The sequence below is a fragment of the Microbacterium sp. zg-YB36 genome, from assembly GCF_024623575.2.
Lineage (GTDB): Bacteria > Actinomycetota > Actinomycetes > Actinomycetales > Microbacteriaceae > Microbacterium.
The window spans coordinates 568982-585510 of record NZ_JANJFD020000001.1 but is presented as its reverse complement, the minus strand read 5'-3'; the positions used below and the strand labels follow the sequence as shown (position 1 = coordinate 585510).

Below are 16529 nucleotides of genomic sequence, written 5' to 3'. Positions count from 1 at the left end.
GACGGCGGGCATCCGCGCAACCCCGGGGGAGCTATGCAGGTCGCGCGATAGCCTGGAGCCCCCGCCTGCTGTACGGAGGAACACCCATGGGAACTGCCGATTTCGTCGTCGTCGCCAATCGTCTGCCGGTCGACCGAGCGGCAAACGGGGACGGTGAGGAGCAGTGGCGGCCCTCGCCCGGTGGCCTGGTCACCGCACTCGCACCCGTCATGCGTCGCGCCGACGGCGCCTGGGTGGGCTGGCCGGGTCAGGCGGACCTGGAGGTCGAGCCTTTCGAGTTCGACGGCATGCAGCTGGTCCCCGTCGCGCTCAGCGCGGAAGACGTGGAGCTGTACTACGAAGGCTTCTCGAACGACACCATCTGGCCGCTGTACCACGACGTGATCGCCGCGCCCCGGTATCGCCGCGAGTGGTGGCAGGCCTACGTGCGGGTGAACCGGCGCTTCGCCGAGGCCGCAGCGGCTGCCGCCGCCGACGGCGCCACCGTGTGGGTGCAGGACTACCAGCTGCAGCTGGTCCCGAAGATGCTGCGGGAGCTGCGTCCGGACCTGGTTATCGGATACTTCCACCACATTCCCTTCCCTGCATACGGCTTGTACTCGCAGTTGCCCTGGCGGCGCCAGGTGCTGGAGGGTCTGCTCGGCGCCGACGTCATCGGCTTCCAGCGCGTCGCGGACGCCAGCAACTTCGCCCGCGCGGTGCGGCGCCAGCTGCGCTATGACACCAAGGCCAGTGGCATCCGGGTGCCGACCGAGGAAGGGGGCGAGCGCCTGGCGCTGGCCAAGGCGTTCCCGATCTCGATCGATGTCGACGACTACGTTCAGCTCGCCCAGCGCCCCGACATCCGCGCCCGGGCCGCCGAGATCCGCGAGAGCCTCGGCAACCCGAAGAAGGTGCTCCTGGGGGTCGATCGTCTTGACTACACCAAAGGCATCCAGCATCGTTTGAAGGCGTTCGGCGAGCTCCTCGAGGACGGCAAGCTGGCCGTGGAGGACGTGACCCTGGTGCAGGTGGCCAGTCCCAGCCGCGAGCGGGTCGGGGCGTATGTGCAGCTGCGTGACGAGATCGAGCAGACCGTCGGGCGCATCAACGGCGACTACGACACGATGCACCACACCGCCATCCGGTACCTGCACCAGTCGTTCCCGCGGGAAGAGATGGTCGCGCTGTACTTGGCGGCGGACGTCATGCTCGTCACCGCGCTGCGTGACGGCATGAACCTCGTGGCCAAGGAGTACGTGGCATCCCGCATCGACAATCGCGGCGTGCTGGTACTGAGCGAGTTCGCCGGCGCCGCGGACGAGCTGGGTATGGCGCTGCGCATCAACCCCCACGACATCGAGGGGATGAAGGATGCCATCGTGCGTGCCGTGGAGATGCCGGCCGCCGAGCAGGGTCGGCGCATGCGGGCGCTGCGCAAGAAGGTGCGCGACCACGACGTGAAGGACTGGTCGCGGGAGTTCCTTGAGGCGCTCGACGCGGTGCGGAGGGCGCGCTCGTGACCGCCCTGGACGAGAAGATCGCCGCGGTCGCGACGACGCCACGGCTGCTCGTGGCACTGGACTTCGACGGCACGCTGTCCCCGCTGCAGGACGACCCGATGCAATCGCGCATGCTGCCGGTCGCCCGTGACGCGGTCGAGGCCCTCGCGGCGCTGCCCGACACGATCGTCGCGCTGGTGTCCGGGCGCAGCCTGGTGGATCTGCGGCTGATCGCGGAGCACGACGATGACTCCGCGCTGTGGCTGGCCGGTTCGCACGGGGCGGAGTTCTGGGAGCCGGGAATCGGCGCGCGCGAGCCCGAGGATGACTCGGCCGACGTCGCTCTGCGCGACCGGCTGCGCGCGCATGCCGAGCAGGCTACGGCCGAGCTGGACGGCGTCTGGATCGAGCCGAAGACCTTCGGACTCGGTGTGCACACGCGTCGGGCCGATCCGGCGGCGGCGGCCGAGGCCAATCGCATCGTCGACGAGTTGGTGCGCACCGAGGCATCCGCGTGGCGCCGGCGCACCGGGCGGGACATCGTCGAATACGCGTTCCGTCACGAGGGCAAGGACACGGCGGTGGCCGTACTGCGCGAGCGCACCGGCGCGACCGCGGTGCTGTTCGCCGGCGACGACGTGACCGACGAGGACGCGCTGCGGAGCCTCGGCGAGGGCGACCTCGGCGTGCGCGTCGGCGCGGGGGACACCGCTGCGAGCGTCACCGTCGCCGACATCACCGAGTTCGCGGGCTTGCTGAACCGCATCGCCGAGCTCCGCGCCGCCCGGTAGCCGCCACCCCCACCCAGCTCGCCTGTCACGAATCGGGCCCCACGACCCCCATATTCGACAGGGGAGCATGGGGCGGCGGCATCCACCCTCCGCCGGCCGGGACGGCCACGGTCCCGCCGACGGTGTGCAGCAGCGCGAATGCGGCCGCGGCGGCTGGCACAGGGGTCCGCTGCGCGCCGCCGACCGAGCGTGCGCTGCCGCAATAGAATGCAGCGGTGAGCCATCCCGACGAAACCATCGACATCAAGCCCCGCAGCCGCGTCGTGACCGACGGCATCGAGGCGACCACCTCCCGCGGGATGCTCCGCGCAGTGGGAATGGGCGACGACGACTGGGACAAGCCCCAGATCGGCATCGCCTCGAGCTGGAACGAGATCACCCCCTGCAACCTGAGCCTGGACCGCCTCGCGCAGGGCGCCAAGGAAGGCGTGCACGCCGGTGGCGGCTACCCGCTGCAGTTCGGCACCATCTCGGTCTCCGACGGCATCTCGATGGGCCACGAGGGCATGCACTTCTCGCTCGTGAGCCGCGAGGTCATCGCCGACTCGGTCGAGACCGTGATGATGGCCGAGCGCCTCGACGGCAGCGTGCTGCTGGCCGGCTGTGACAAGTCCATCCCCGGCATGCTCATGGCATCCGCCCGGCTGGACCTGTCCAGTGTCTTCCTCTACGCGGGCTCCATCGCCCCGGGTTGGGTCAAGCTCAGCGACGGCACCGAGAAGGACGTCACGATCATCGACTCGTTCGAAGCGGTCGGGGCGTGCCTGGCCGGCAAGATGAGCGAGGCCGACCTCAAGCGCATCGAATGCGCGATCGCGCCGGGCGAAGGCGCCTGTGGCGGCATGTACACCGCCAACACGATGGCCTCCGTCGCCGAGGCGCTGGGGCTGAGCCTGCCCGGCTCCGCCGCGCCGCCGTCGGCCGACCGCCGCCGTGACTACTTCGCACACCGTTCCGGCGAGGCCGTCGTCAACCTGCTGCGACTGGGCATCACGACGCGCGACATCCTCACCAAAGAGGCGTTCGAGAACGCGATCGCCCTGGCGATGGCCCTCGGCGGCTCCACCAACGTCGTACTGCACCTGCTCGCGATCGCGAACGAGGCCGAAGTAGACCTCACACTGCATGACTTCAACCGCATCGGCGACAAGGTGCCGCACGTGGCGGACATGAAGCCCTTCGGCAAGTACGTCATGAACGACGTCGACCGTCACGGCGGCATCCCCGTCATCATGAAGGCGATGCTCGACGAGGGCCTGCTGCACGGCGACGCACTCACCGTCACCGGCAAGACGCTCGCCGAGAACCTGCGGGACCTGAACCCCGACCCGCTCGACGGCGAGGTCATCCACCGCTTCGACGACCCGATCCACGCCACCGGCGGGATCACGATCCTGCACGGCTCCCTCGCCCCGGAAGGTGCGGTGGTGAAGACCGCCGGCTTCGACGCCTCGGTGTTCGAAGGACCCGCGCGGGTCTTCGAACGCGAACGTGGTGCGATGGATGCGCTCGAGGCGGGCGAGATCAACGCCGGCGACGTCATCGTCATCCGCTACGAAGGCCCCAAGGGTGGTCCCGGCATGCGCGAGATGCTCGCGATCACGGCTGCCATCAAGGGCGCCGGGCTCGGCAAGGATGTACTACTGTTGACGGACGGCAGATTCTCAGGCGGCACAACCGGCCTGTGCATCGGCCACATAGCACCCGAAGCGGTGGACTCCGGTCCCATCGCCTTCGTGCGCGATGGTGATCTGATACGGGTCGATATCGCGGCTCGCACTCTCGACTTACTCGTCGGTGACGCAGAGCTGAGTTCCCGCCGAGAAGGCTGGGAGCCCCTTCCCCCGCGCTATACCCGTGGCGTTCTGGCCAAGTATTCCAAGCTCGTTCGTTCCGCTGCCGAAGGCGCGGTCACGGGCTAAGGCCCGTCGCCACTTCAGGACCTCGAGGTAATTCACCATGTCCTCAGACACCGTTTCGGCCGTTCCCCGGCCGCCCGCCCGTGCCGCCACGGCACCAGTGATCACCGGCGCGCAGGCCGTCGTCCGCTCGCTCGAACTGCTGGGCGTCACCGACGTGTTCGGACTGCCCGGCGGTGCGATCCTGCCCGTCTACGATCCGCTCATGGATACGGACAAGATCCGTCACATCCTGGTGCGTCACGAGCAGGGCGCCGGTCACGCCGCCGAGGGCTACGCCTCGGCATCCAACAAGATCGGCGTTGCGATCGCGACGAGCGGCCCCGGCGCCACCAACCTCGTCACCGCCATCGCCGACGCCTACATGGACTCGGTGCCGATCGTCTGCATCACCGGGCAGGTGTTCTCGACCCTCATGGGTACCGACGCCTTCCAGGAGGCCGACATCGTCGGCATCACGATGCCGATCACCAAGCACTCGCTGCTGGTCAAGCGCGCCGAGGAGATCCCCGCCGCGATCGCGGCTGCGTTCGAGATCGCCGGCACTGGCCGGCCCGGCCCGGTGCTGGTGGACATCACCAAGGACGCGCAGCAGCAGGAGGCGCCCTTCGTCTGGCCGCCCCGCGTCGACCTGCCCGGCTACCGGCCGGTCACGAAGGCGCACGGCAAGCAGATCCAAGCCGCGGCTCAGTTGCTGGCCAACGCGAAGAAGCCGGTGCTGTACGTCGGCGGCGGCGTCATTCGCTCGCAGGCATCCGCCGAACTGCTGCGCCTGGCCGAGGCCACGGGAGCCCCGGTCGTGACGACGCTGATGGCCCGCGGCGCGTTCCCCGACTCGCACCCGCAGCACCTGGGCATGCCCGGGATGCACGGCACGGTGCCGGCGGTGCTCGCGCTGCAGGAATCCGACCTGCTCGTCTCGCTCGGCGCGCGCTTCGACGATCGTGTCACCGGCAAGGCGTCGCTGTTCGCCCCGAACGCGCAGGTCGTGCACGTCGACATCGACCCGGCGGAGATCTCGAAGATCCGCACCGCCGACGTGCCGATCGTGGGCGACTTGAAGGACGTGCTGGTCGACCTGGATGCCGCATTCGCCGGTGCCACGGCCGCCGGGGCCCCCGACATCGACGAGTGGTGGTCTTACCTCGACGGATTGCGTGACGAGTTCCCGCTCGGCTACACGCAGCCCACCGACGGCCACATGTCCCCGCAGTACGTGATCTCACGGATTGGCGAGCTCACCGGCCCCGAGGGCGTGTACGCCGCGGGGGTCGGGCAGCACCAGATGTGGGCGGCGCAGTTCATCAAGTACGAGCGCCCCAACTCGTGGCTCAACTCCGGCGGCGCCGGCACGATGGGCTACGCGGTCCCCGCGGCGATGGGCGCGAAGGTCGCCGAGCCCGACCGTGCCGTGTGGGCGATCGACGGCGACGGCTGCTTCCAGATGACCAATCAGGAGCTCGCCACCTGCGTCATCAACCAGATCCCGATCAAGGTGGCGATCATCAACAACTCGTCGCTGGGCATGGTGCGCCAGTGGCAGACGCTGTTCTATGACGGCCGGCACTCCAACACCGACCTGAACACCGGCCACGGCACGGTGCGCATTCCCGACTTCGTGAAGCTCGCCGAGGCGTACGGGTGCCTCGCGCTGCGCGTCGAGAAGGAGGAAGACGTGGATGCTGCGATCAAGACGGCCCTGGAGACCAACGACCGCCCGGTGGTCATCGACTTCGTGGTGAGCGCGGACGCGATGGTGTGGCCGATGGTCCCGCAGGGCGTCAGCAACAGTTACGTCCAGTACGCCCGCGACCACGCGCCGACCTTCGATCAGGAGGCATGAGCATGAGCAAGCATGTCCTGAGCCTCCTCGTGGAGGACAAGCCAGGTCTACTCACCCGCGTGGCGGGGCTGTTCGCCCGCCGCGGGTTCAACATCGACTCCCTGGCCGTCGGTGTCACGGAGGTGCCGGGGCTGTCCCGCATCACCGTCGTCGTCGATGTCGAGGAGCTCCCGCTGGAGCAGGTGACCAAGCAGCTGAACAAGCTCGTGAACGTCATCAAGATCGTCGAGCTCGACCCCGCGGCGTCCGTGCAGCGCGAACACATGATCGTGAAGGTCCGCGCAGACAACCAGACGCGTTCGAACGTGATCGAGGTCGTCAACCTCTTCCGCGCCTCGGTGGTCGACTACGCCACCGACGCCCTGGTCGTGGAAGTGACCGGCGACCGCGGCAAGGTCGATGCGTTCCTGCGCGCCGTCGAACCCTTCGGCGTCAAAGAGCTCGCCCAATCGGGCATGGTCGCCATGGGCCGCGGCGGTAAGAGCATCACCGAGCGCGTCCTGCGCGGCTGACCCACAGAACCCCCACTCAAGGAGAAACACACACTATGGCCGAGATCTTCTACGACTCCGACGCCGACCTGTCACTCATCCAGGGCAAGAAGGTCGCGATCGTCGGGTACGGCTCGCAGGGCCACGCCCACGCGCAGAACCTGCGGGACTCCGGCGTCCAGGTCGTCATCGCGCTCAAGGACGGCTCGAAGTCCATCGCGAAGGCCCAGGAGGACGGCTTCGAGGTGAAGTCGGTCGCCGACGCCGCCGAGTGGGCCGACGTCATCATGATCCTCGCGCCCGACCAGCACCAGCGCGCGATCTACAACGACGAGATCAAGCCGCACCTCACCGAGGGCAAGACGCTCGCGTTCGCGCACGGGTTCAACATCCGCTTCGGTTACATCCAGGCACCCGAGGGAGTCGATGTCATCCTCGTCGCCCCCAAGGCCCCGGGTCACACCGTGCGGCGCGAGTTCGTCGCCGGCCGCGGCATCCCCGACATCATCGCCGTCGAGAACGACGCCTCCGGTCACGCCTGGGACCTCGCCCTGTCGTACGCGAAGGCCATCGGCGGCACGCGTGCCGGCGTCATCAAGACGACGTTCACCGAAGAGACCGAGACCGACCTGTTCGGGGAGCAGGCTGTGCTCTGCGGTGGTGTGTCCCAGCTGGTGCAGTACGGCTTCGAGACGCTGACCGAGGCGGGTTACCAGCCGCAGATCGCGTACTTCGAGGTCCTGCACGAACTCAAGCTCATCGTCGACCTGATGTGGGAGGGCGGCATCGCCAAGCAGCGCTGGTCGATCTCCGACACCGCCGAGTACGGCGACTACGTCTCGGGCCCCCGCGTCATCGACCCGCGCGTCAAGGAGAACATGCAGGCCGTGCTGGCCGACATCCGTTCGGGCGCATTCGCGGAGCGGTTCATCAACGACCAGGACAACGGCGCCGTCGAGTTCAACGCTTTGCGCGAGAAGGCCGCCGCCCACCCGATCGAGGCCGTCGGCAAGGACCTGCGAGCACTGTTCTCGTGGAAGCAGACCGACAGCGACTACGTCGAGGGCAACGCCGCGCGCTGACCCTGGACCGGCCGACCCACCAGGCTCGGCTCCGGCCCGATCGCCGCTTCTCCTCACCGGGGAAGTGGCGATCGGGCCATTTCTTTTTTTCCTCTTCCTGTGGTCTGACCACAGCGCTATGCTTGGAGGGAAGCAAGGGCGCGGTCATCGCGTCCGCGCCGGGTTGGAGAGAAAATGTCCCCCGAGATCGACGCATTGGTGGCACGGGCGCAACACGCGCTGAACGCCTATGCGACATTCACCCAGGAGCAGATCGACCACATCGTACGCAAAGCGTCGGTGGCCGCGCTCAGTCACCACGCCGACCTCGCCGTCATGGCGGTCGAAGAGACCGGCCGCGGATTGTTCGAGGACAAGGCGGTGAAGAACATGTTCGCGTGCGAGCACGTCACGCACTCGATCATCAAGCAGCGGACGGTCGGAGTCATCTCGGTCGACGAGATCACCGGAATCACCGAGATCGCCGAGCCCGTCGGCGTGGTCTGCGGCATCACGCCGGTGACCAACCCGACGTCCACGACCATTTTCAAGTCGCTCATCGCGCTGAAGACCCGCAACCCCATCGTGTTCGCCTTCCACCCCTCCGCCCAGCGCTGCTCCGTCGCCGCCGCCACGATCGTGCGCGACGCGGCGATCGCCGCCGGTGCGCCGGCAGACTGCATCCAGTGGATCGGGGAGCCGTCGCTGGCGGCATCCGGCGAACTCATGAACCACCCCGGCGTCGCGCTCATCCTCGCCACCGGCGGCAACGCCATGGTTCGGGCGGCGTACTCGTGCGGCAAGCCGGCACTCGGTGTCGGCGCGGGTAACGTGCCCGCGTTCATCGAGCGCACCGCGAAAGTGGCTCGGGCCGTCAACGACGTCGTGCTGTCGAAATCGTTCGACAACGGCATGGTGTGCGCGAGCGAGCAGGCCGTCATCCTCGACGCGCCCATCGTCGAAGAGGCGATGGCGGAGTTCGCGCGACTGCACGCGTATCTAGTGAACGCCGACGAGAAGCGGATGCTGGAAGAGCTCATCTTCGGCGTCAGCGCCGAGGACTCCTCCTGCGCGGAGGCAAAGCTCAACGCCGCGGTCGTGGGTCAGCCCGCCGCGCGTATCGCGCAGATGGCCGGGTTCGAAGTTCCCGAGGACACCTCGGTGCTGCTGGCGCAGGTCACCGGTGTCGGTCCGCACGAGCCGCTCACGCGCGAGAAGCTCGCCCCTGTGCTCGCGGTGCTGCACGCGGCCGACGCGCAGGAAGGCATCGACCTGTCCGAGCAGATGGTCGCCTTCGACGGACTGGGCCACTCAGGCGCCGTGCACAGCAACGACCCCGCGGTGATCGCGGATTTCGCCGCGCGCGTCAAGGCGGTGCGCATCATCGAGAACGCCCCGGCGGCACTCGGTGGCATCGGCGACATCTACAACGCGTTCATGCCGTCGCTGACCCTCGGCTGCGGCTCGTACGGCCGCAACTCGGTCTCCAACAACGTCTCCGCCGTCAACCTGCTCAACATCAAGCGGGTCGGGCGCCGCAACAACAACCTGCAGTGGTTCAAGGTGCCGGCCAAGACCTACTTCGAGCCCAACGCGCTGCGCTACCTCATCGACATGAAGGGCATCGAACGGGTGACCATCGTCACCGACGCGACGATGACCAAGCTGGGGTTCGTCGACCGAGTGCTGGATGTGCTCGGTCGCCGGCCCAACCGAGTGCACCTGCAGATCATCGATGATGTCACTCCGGAGCCGACGGTCTCCAGCGTGCAGCGCGGCGCTGCACAGATGAGGGACTTCCAGCCCGACACGATCATCGCGCTCGGCGGCGGCTCGCCGATGGATGCCGCCAAGGTCATGTGGCTGCTCTACGAGAACCCGGACGTGCACTTCTCCGACATGCGCGAGAAGTTCTTCGACGTGCGCAAGCGTGCATTCCGCTTCCCCGAGCTGGGGGAGAAGGCGAAGCTGGTGTGCGTGCCGACGACGTCGGGCACGGGCTCCGAGATGACCCCCTTCGCGGTGATCACCGACGACGAGACGGGGATGAAGTACCCGCTCGCCGACTACGCGCTCACCCCGTCGGTGGCGATCGTCGACCCGCTGCTGACCACGGCGCTGCCTGCGTTTCTCGTCGCCGACGCCGGCTTCGACGCGCTGACGCACGCCACCGAGGCGTACGTGTCGGTGTACGCGAACGACTTCACCGACGGCCTCGCGCTGCACGCGATCAAGCTCATCTTCGAGAACATCCAGCGCAGCGTGCAGGCGGGACCTGGGAGCACCGACGCGGCAGACATCCAGGCGCGGGAGAAGATGCACAACGCGGCATCCATCGCCGGCATGGCCTTCGGCAACGCGTTCCTCGGGATCGTGCATGCGATGGCCCACGTCACCGGGTCGAAGTTCCACCTCGTGCATGGGCGGACCAACGCGATCTACCTGCCGCACGTGATCCGCTACAACGGACAGCGTCCTGCGAAGGTCACCGCGTGGCCGAAGTACGAGCGTTACGTCGCGCCGGAGCGGTACCAGCAGATCGCGAAGCACCTCGGGCTGCCCGCCGAAACGCCGGAAGAGGGGGTCGAGTCCTACGCGCGCGCCATCGAGCGGCTGCGTGAGGCGGTCGGCATCGAGAACTCCTTCCAGGCCCAGGGGGTGCCGGAGGAGTCGTTCATCGGTCGCCTCGATGAGCTGGCCATGGCCGCGTACGGCGACCAGTGCGCGCCGGCGAACCCGCGCATGCCGCTGCTGGCCGACATGCGCACGCTGATGGAAGCGGCCTATTACGGCACGTCCTACGACGCCGTCCGCGCCGCGCGCGCACACGCCGCCATCGCGGCGGATTCGGCGCCGGTGGTCGACGTGGCGGCTGAGGTTGCTGAGGGCGCCGGTCAGTCCGCTGTCGGTCGCAAGAAGTCCGCGCGGTAGCCGCACCCGGCACGAAGGCCCGGTCCCGAGCGGGGCCGGGCTTTCGGCTTCGTGTTCCGGCGCCGCTGATCCCGCCACCCGAAGCCCGCCGCCCGCGAGCGCGGGGCGGCGGCCGGGATACCCTGGAGTCATGGCCCGACCCGACGATGATGCGCTCACGTGGGATGGCGACGACGATCCCACGCTCGCCGGGAACACCGGCCCGGCCGCGCCGCTCCCCGCCGGGTATCGTGCCGTCGGCAAGGGCAGCGAACGTCTCGACCACCCCCCACACACGGATGCCGCAGCGGACCGCCCCGCCACCGAGACCGAAACCGCGGCCGACGCGCCCGCTCCGCTGGGCAACGCCGCGCTCGTCGGCATCGGCGTGTTCGCCGGCGTGTACCTGCTGTTCTGCCTCGGCTGGCTGCTCGGCGCCCGCAACCTGCAGCTGGTGGCGCAACTGTTCCTCGACCCGATCGCCTTCCAGGTGACGCTCTGGCTTGCTGTCGCCGCCCCGCCGCTGTGGTTCGCCACCGTGTTCTTGCTCACCCGCTCCGCGCGGGTCTGGGTGCGACTGACCCTCCTCGCCGCCGGCGCCGTGCTGCTCGTGCCGTGGCCCTTCGTCCTGTCGGGAGCCTCCCTGTGACCGCCGAGACGCCCACGGCGACGCCCGCACCCGCGCGCCGCACCGCACTGCCGATGTGGCTCGTCACCGTCATCGCCGGGGTGTTCCTGGTGCTGTACGCGTTCGTCTTCTGGACGGCCTTGGGCTTCCTGATGCAGCAAGCCGGGGGAGTGGCCGGGCTCACCGGGTACGGCTGGTTCGTACTGCTGCTGCCGGTGATCTTCGCCCCGGCGGTCTTCGCCGCCGCCTTCGCCATCGGGTGGCGCCGGCGCGCACTGCCGTACCTGGCCGTCATGCTCACCGGCCTGGCGTTCGTCGCGGTGTTCTGGCTCGACGTACTCGCCTACGCCGCGGTCACCACCGCACTGTTCGGCGCCTGACCCCGGCGTCACACGGTCAAAGCCACCGGTGCACGCGCGATAGGCTGATTTCGCCCCCGTCCGGCGCTGTGACGGGGGTCTCCCCTCAGTCGCGGTGCACGCGATCGCGTGCGCTGCCACATCGAAGGATCCAGCGTGCCCCAGCCTGTTGTGCTCATCGCCGAAGAACTCTCACCCGCCACGATCGACGCCCTCGGGCCGGACTTCGATGTCCGCCAGGTCGATGGCGCCGACCGGGCCGCGCTGCTGCCCGCCCTCGCGGACGCACACGCCGTGCTCATCCGCTCGGCGACGAAGATGGATGCCGAGGCGATCGCCGCGGCACCCTCGCTCAAGGTCATCGCACGCGCAGGGGTTGGTCTGGACAACGTCGACATCAAGACGGCCACCACGGCCGGCGTCATGGTGGTCAACGCCCCGACATCCAACATCATCTCGGCCGCCGAACTGACCATCGGCCACATCCTCAGCCTCGCCCGGCGCATCCCCGCCGCGCATGACTCGCTGGCGGACGGCCAGTGGAAGCGCAGTGCCTACACCGGCGTCGAGCTGTATGAGAAGACCCTCGGCATCATCGGCCTCGGCCGCATCGGCGCGCTCATCGCCTCGCGGCTGCAGGCGTTCGGCATGAACGTGGTCGCGTTCGACCCGTATGTCACCAGCGCTCGCGCGCAGCACCTCGGCGTGCAGCTGCTGAGCCTGGACGACCTGCTGCAGCAGTCCGACTTCATCACGATCCACATGCCCAAGACGCCCGAGACGACCGGCATGATCTCCACCGAGCAGTTCCGGCTCATGAAGCCCAGCGCCTACATCGTCAACGTCGCCCGCGGCGGGCTCATCGACGAGGAGGCGCTGTACACGGCGCTGACCACCGGCGAGATCGCCGGAGCGGGCCTGGACGTGTTCACCAGCGAGCCCCCGGTCGAAGGCGGCACCGCCCGGCCGCTGCTGGACCTTCCCAACGTCGTGGTCACCCCGCACCTGGGGGCCTCGACCGACGAAGCGCAGGAGAAGGCCGGTGTCTCCGTCGCGCGCTCGGTGCGCCTCGCGCTCGGCGGCGAGCTCGTCCCGGATGCCGTCAACGTCGCCGGCGGCGTGATCGACCCGTATGTCCGCCCCGGCATCCCGCTGGTGGAGAAGCTGGGTCAGATCTTCAGCGCCCTGGCCCACTCGCCGCTGACCAGCCTCGACGTGGAAGTGCACGGCGATCTCAGCCAGTACGACGTCAGCGTGCTCAAGCTCGCCGCGCTCAAGGGCGTGTTCACCAACGTCGTCAGCGAGACCGTGTCGTACGTCAACGCGCCGCTGCTGGCCGAGCAGCGCGGCATCGAATGCCGCCTGATCGTCGATGACCGCTCCGACGAGTACCGCAACGTCATCACCCTGCGCGGCGCCCTCTCGGACGGCTCGCAGCTGTCGGTGTCGGGCACGCTCACCGGCACGAAGCAGATCGAGAAGCTCGTGGGCATCAACGACTACGCCGTGGAGCTGCCCATCGAACGGCACCACATCGTCATGCTCTACACCGACCGGCCCGGCATCGTCGCGGTCTACGGACAGAAGTTCGGCGAGGCGGGCATCAACATCGCCGGCATGCAGATCGCCCGTCGTGCCGCCGGGGGACAGGCGCTCTCGGTGCTCACAGTCGACTCGCCGGTGGCCGATGACGTGCTCGACGAGGTGCGCTCGGCCATTCAAGCCGACCTGTTCCGTCAGATCGAGATCACCGAGTCTTAACGCTCAGTCCGAGATGGCCCGCTCGACCAGCGCGATCAGGGCGTCCATGTCAGCGCCCTGCGGCACCGGACCGGGCACGGCTCCGGTGCCGAGCGCGTTGTTGAAGTAGAGCCCATCGCTGACCAGCAGCACGAGCTGCAGCGCGGTCTCGTCGCGGGTGTGCGGGCGCAGCGCCTGCTCCCACAGCTCCCGCACCCGGCGCAGCGCATCGATTGCCGCCGCGCTGCCGTTCTGCGCGAGCTTGGATGCCGCGATCAACGCGCGATCCAGCGGGGAGTCGTTCATGACACTCGACCGCAGGAACGCCGCGACGATGCCCTCCGGAGCCTCCAACATCCCCGCGACGTCGTCGCGGGCGAGGGCTTCCATGCGCAGCAGGAGGGCTGATTCCAGCGCCTCCTTCGAGGCGAAGTGGTAGAGCAGGCCGCCCTTGGAGACGCCGGCCGCGTGCGCGGCGGCGTCCATCGTCGCGCCGCGGGCGCCGTCGGAAATGAGCAGCGACTCGAACGCGTCGAGCACGCCCTCTCGGGCGCGGGGTGGCCGGCTCATGACAGTCCTCTCTCGGCTGATCCCTGTTACTATACCGGCTGGACGGTAAAGAAATGATGATGACACTTACTGAAGAGATCCGCCTCGCCGACAGCCGTGGCGCTCGTGTGGGCTGGCGCGGCTGGGCCGCGCTGGTCGTGCTGATGCTGCCGGTGCTCCTGGTCTCGGTCGACAACACGGTGCTGAGCTTCGCGCTGCCTGACATTGCGCGCGACCTCGCGCCCACCAGCGCCGAGCAACTGTGGATCATCGACGCCTATCCGCTCGTCCTTGCGGGGCTGCTGGTGACGATGGGCACCCTTGGCGACCGGTTCGGCCGGCGCCGGATGCTGATGATCGGCGCCACCGGCTTTGCCGCCGTCTCAGTGCTCGCCGCCTTCGCCCCGACGGCCACGCTCCTCATCGCGGCGCGGGCCGCGATGGGTGTGTTCGGTGCCATGCTCATGCCGTCCACACTCTCTCTGCTGCGCAGCATCTTCACCGACCGCGACCAGCGCCGGTTCGCCATCGCGGTGTGGGCGGCGATGTTCTCCGCCGGTGCCGCGCTCGGCCCGATCGTCGGCGGCATCCTGCTCGAGCACTTCTCCTGGGGCTCGGTGTTCCTGCTGTCGGTTCCGGTGCTGGTGCCGCTGCTGGTGTTCGCGCCGCTGCTGTTGCCCGAGAGCCGCGATCCGCACCCGGGACGCATCGACCCGCTCAGCATCGTGCTGTCGCTGGCGACCATGGTGCCGTTCGTCTACGCGATCAAGGAGTTCGCCGTCCACGGAGCCGGACTGCTGCCCCTCGTGCTGCTCGTCGTGGGTGCGCTGTGCGGGGCGCTGTTCGTGCGCCGACAGCTGCGGACTTCATCGCCCATGCTCGACATGCGCTTGTTCCGTCAGGGCACGTTCAGCGGTGCGCTGCTGGTAAACCTGCTCAGTGTGGTCGCCCTGGTCGGCTTCCTCTTCTTCGTCTCGCAGCATCTGCAGCTGATCGTCGGGCTCTCACCGATGCAGGCCGGGCTCGCCCTCGTCCCGGGCATGGCCGCAATGATCGCGTCGGGACTGCTCGTGGTGCCCATCGCGCGCCGGGTGGACGCGCGGATCGTGGTGAGCGTGGCACTGGTGTTCTCCGTCGCCGGGTACGTCATGGTCGCCCTCACCGCCGCCGACAACGCGCTGGGCTTCCTGATCGGCGCGTTCGCGCTCCTCGGGCTCGGCATCGGCGCGGCAGAGACCGTCTCGAACGACCTCATTCTCGCCAGCGTCCCACCGGCGAAGTCTGGGGCCGCCAGCGCGGTGTCGGAGACGGCGTACGAGCTGGGTGCGGTGCTGGGCACGGCGGTGCTCGGAGGCATCCTGACCGCGCTGTACCGCACCGGCATCCTGCTGCCGGCCAGTCTCCCGGCCGACGTCGCCGCCGCCTCGCGGGAGACCCTCGCCGGGGCCATGAGCGCCGCGGAAGGCCTGGACCCGGCCACCGCCGAGGCGCTGCAGACCGCCGCGGCGCACGCGTTCCACGCCGGCGTCGGGGTGACCGCACTGATCGGTGCCGGCCTGGTCGTCATCGCGGCCATCATCGCGGCTACTACCCTGGGTACATCCCGCCCTGCGCCCGAGCGCGTCGACCACTGACACGCGAGCGCGCCCCCGCAAAGGAGTGTCATGTCGCGCGTCGTCAAGCTCGCCGTCATCGCCGGTGACGGCATCGGCCCCGAAGTGACCACCGAAGCGGAGAAGGTGCTCGACGCCGTCACAGCGCGCTCCGACGTGACCTTCGACAAGACGCGCTTCTCGCTCGGCGCCGAGCGGTTCCTCGCCACCGGCGACACCCTCACCGACGACGACCTCGCCGCCATCGCGGCGCACGACGCGATCCTGCTCGGCGCCGTCGGGGGAGTGCCGGGCGACCCGCGACTGAAGGATGCCAACATCGAGCGGGGGCTGCTGCTGAAGCTGCGCTTCGCCCTCGACCACTACGTGAACCTGCGTCCGTCCAAGCTTTACCCGGGCGCGCCGGGCCCGCTGGCCAGCCCCGGCCACATCGACTTCGTCGTCGTGCGCGAAGGAACCGAGGGGCCCTACGTCGGCAACGGCGGCTCCATCCGCACCGGCACCGCGCACGAGGTCGCCAACGAGACCAGCGTCAACACCGCCTTCGGCATCGAGCGGGTCGTCCGTTACGCCTTCGACCTCGCCGAGCGACGCCGCAAGCGGCTGACCCTGGTGCACAAGACCAACGTGCTCGTGCACGCCGGCGGCATGTGGAAGCGCATTGTGGATGCCGTCGCCACAGAACACCCCGAGGTGGCCGTAGACTACCTGCACGTCGACGCGGCGACGATCTTCCTGGTCACGAACCCGGATCGCTTCGACGTGATCGTCACCGACAACCTGTTCGGGGACATCCTCACCGATCTGGCCGGCGCCGTCACCGGAGGCATCGGTCTGGCCGCCTCGGGAAACATCAATCCCGACGGTGCGTTCCCGTCGATGTTCGAGCCGGTGCACGGATCGGCTCCGGACATCGCCGGACAGCAGAAGGCCGATCCCACCGCCGCGATCCTCTCGGTCGCTCTCCTGCTCGATCACCTCGGGCTGCAGGGCGAGGCACAGCGCGTGATCCGCGCCGCCGAAGAGGACATCGCCGCCCGTGACGGCAACCCCCGCACCACGGCGCAGATCGGCGACGCGATCGCCGCTCGGCTCGCCTGACGCAGGCGTACCCTGATATCCGCGCCGTCGGCGCCCCACGACA

General features: G+C 68.7%; 13 protein-coding genes. 12 read left to right on the top strand and 1 reads right to left on the bottom strand.

Annotated elements, in window-relative coordinates; genetic code table 11:
- Window positions 1-86: 86 nt before the first annotated feature.
- From otsA to serA, 10 genes are all read left to right on the top strand, one after another.
- Entirely contained in the window at window positions 87-1502 is a 1416-nt protein-coding gene (otsA, locus tag NQ151_RS02865) for an alpha,alpha-trehalose-phosphate synthase (UDP-forming) (protein ID WP_257508687.1), read from the top strand.
- Window positions 1499-2272 carry a trehalose-phosphatase gene (gene otsB / locus NQ151_RS02860; RefSeq protein WP_257508688.1) on the top strand — a complete coding sequence of 258 codons (774 nt, stop codon included), beginning with the start codon at window positions 1499-1501 and terminating at the stop codon, window positions 2270-2272. Before otsA ends, otsB begins: the two co-directional genes overlap by 4 nt.
- A gap of 215 nt (window positions 2273-2487) precedes the next feature.
- Window positions 2488-4194 carry a dihydroxy-acid dehydratase gene (gene ilvD, locus NQ151_RS02855; RefSeq protein WP_257526944.1) on the top strand — a complete coding sequence of 569 codons (1707 nt, stop codon included), beginning with the start codon at window positions 2488-2490 and terminating at the stop codon, window positions 4192-4194.
- Window positions 4195-4231: 37 nt separating this feature from the next.
- Window positions 4232-6034 carry an acetolactate synthase large subunit gene (locus NQ151_RS02850; RefSeq protein WP_257508690.1) on the top strand — a complete coding sequence of 601 codons (1803 nt, stop codon included), beginning with the start codon at window positions 4232-4234 and terminating at the stop codon, window positions 6032-6034.
- Between the two features lie 2 nt (window positions 6035-6036).
- Entirely contained in the window at window positions 6037-6546 is a 510-nt protein-coding gene (ilvN, locus tag NQ151_RS02845; protein ID WP_257508691.1) for an acetolactate synthase small subunit, read from the top strand.
- A 35-nt stretch (window positions 6547-6581) separates the two neighbouring features.
- Window positions 6582-7607 (top strand): ketol-acid reductoisomerase, encoded by a 1026-nt coding sequence (gene ilvC / locus NQ151_RS02840; protein WP_257508692.1) that lies wholly within the window; start codon window positions 6582-6584, stop codon window positions 7605-7607.
- Window positions 7608-7781: 174 nt separating this feature from the next.
- Window positions 7782-10517, top strand: a complete 2736-nt coding sequence (gene adhE, locus NQ151_RS02835) for a bifunctional acetaldehyde-CoA/alcohol dehydrogenase (protein WP_257526943.1) — start codon at window positions 7782-7784, stop codon at window positions 10515-10517.
- Between the two features lie 130 nt (window positions 10518-10647).
- Window positions 10648-11145 carry a DNA polymerase III subunit gamma/tau gene (locus tag NQ151_RS02830; protein WP_257526942.1) on the top strand — a complete coding sequence of 166 codons (498 nt, stop codon included), beginning with the start codon at window positions 10648-10650 and terminating at the stop codon, window positions 11143-11145.
- On the top strand, window positions 11142-11504 hold the full coding sequence (locus NQ151_RS02825) for a bacitracin resistance protein (RefSeq protein WP_257508695.1): 363 nt from the start codon (window positions 11142-11144) through the stop codon (window positions 11502-11504). The genes NQ151_RS02830 and NQ151_RS02825 overlap by 4 nt, the downstream gene beginning before the upstream one ends.
- Before the next feature lie 135 nt (window positions 11505-11639).
- A complete protein-coding gene (gene serA / locus NQ151_RS02820; protein ID WP_257508696.1) occupies window positions 11640-13244 on the top strand; it encodes a phosphoglycerate dehydrogenase in 1605 nt (534 codons plus the stop codon).
- A gap of 3 nt (window positions 13245-13247) precedes the next feature.
- On the opposite strand, the gene NQ151_RS02815 is transcribed toward serA, so the two are convergent.
- Complete coding sequence (locus NQ151_RS02815; RefSeq protein WP_257526941.1) at window positions 13248-13793, bottom strand: TetR/AcrR family transcriptional regulator; 546 nt, start codon at window positions 13791-13793, stop codon at window positions 13248-13250.
- Between the two features lie 59 nt (window positions 13794-13852).
- Between NQ151_RS02815 and NQ151_RS02810 the strand changes: the two genes are divergently transcribed.
- Together NQ151_RS02810 and NQ151_RS02805 are read left to right on the top strand one after the other, a co-directional pair.
- Window positions 13853-15406 (top strand): MFS transporter, encoded by a 1554-nt coding sequence (locus NQ151_RS02810; RefSeq protein ID WP_502883550.1) that lies wholly within the window; start codon window positions 13853-13855, stop codon window positions 15404-15406.
- A 30-nt stretch (window positions 15407-15436) separates the two neighbouring features.
- Window positions 15437-16486 (top strand): 3-isopropylmalate dehydrogenase, encoded by a 1050-nt coding sequence (locus NQ151_RS02805; RefSeq protein ID WP_257526940.1) that lies wholly within the window; start codon window positions 15437-15439, stop codon window positions 16484-16486.
- Window positions 16487-16529: the final 43 nt, after the last annotated feature.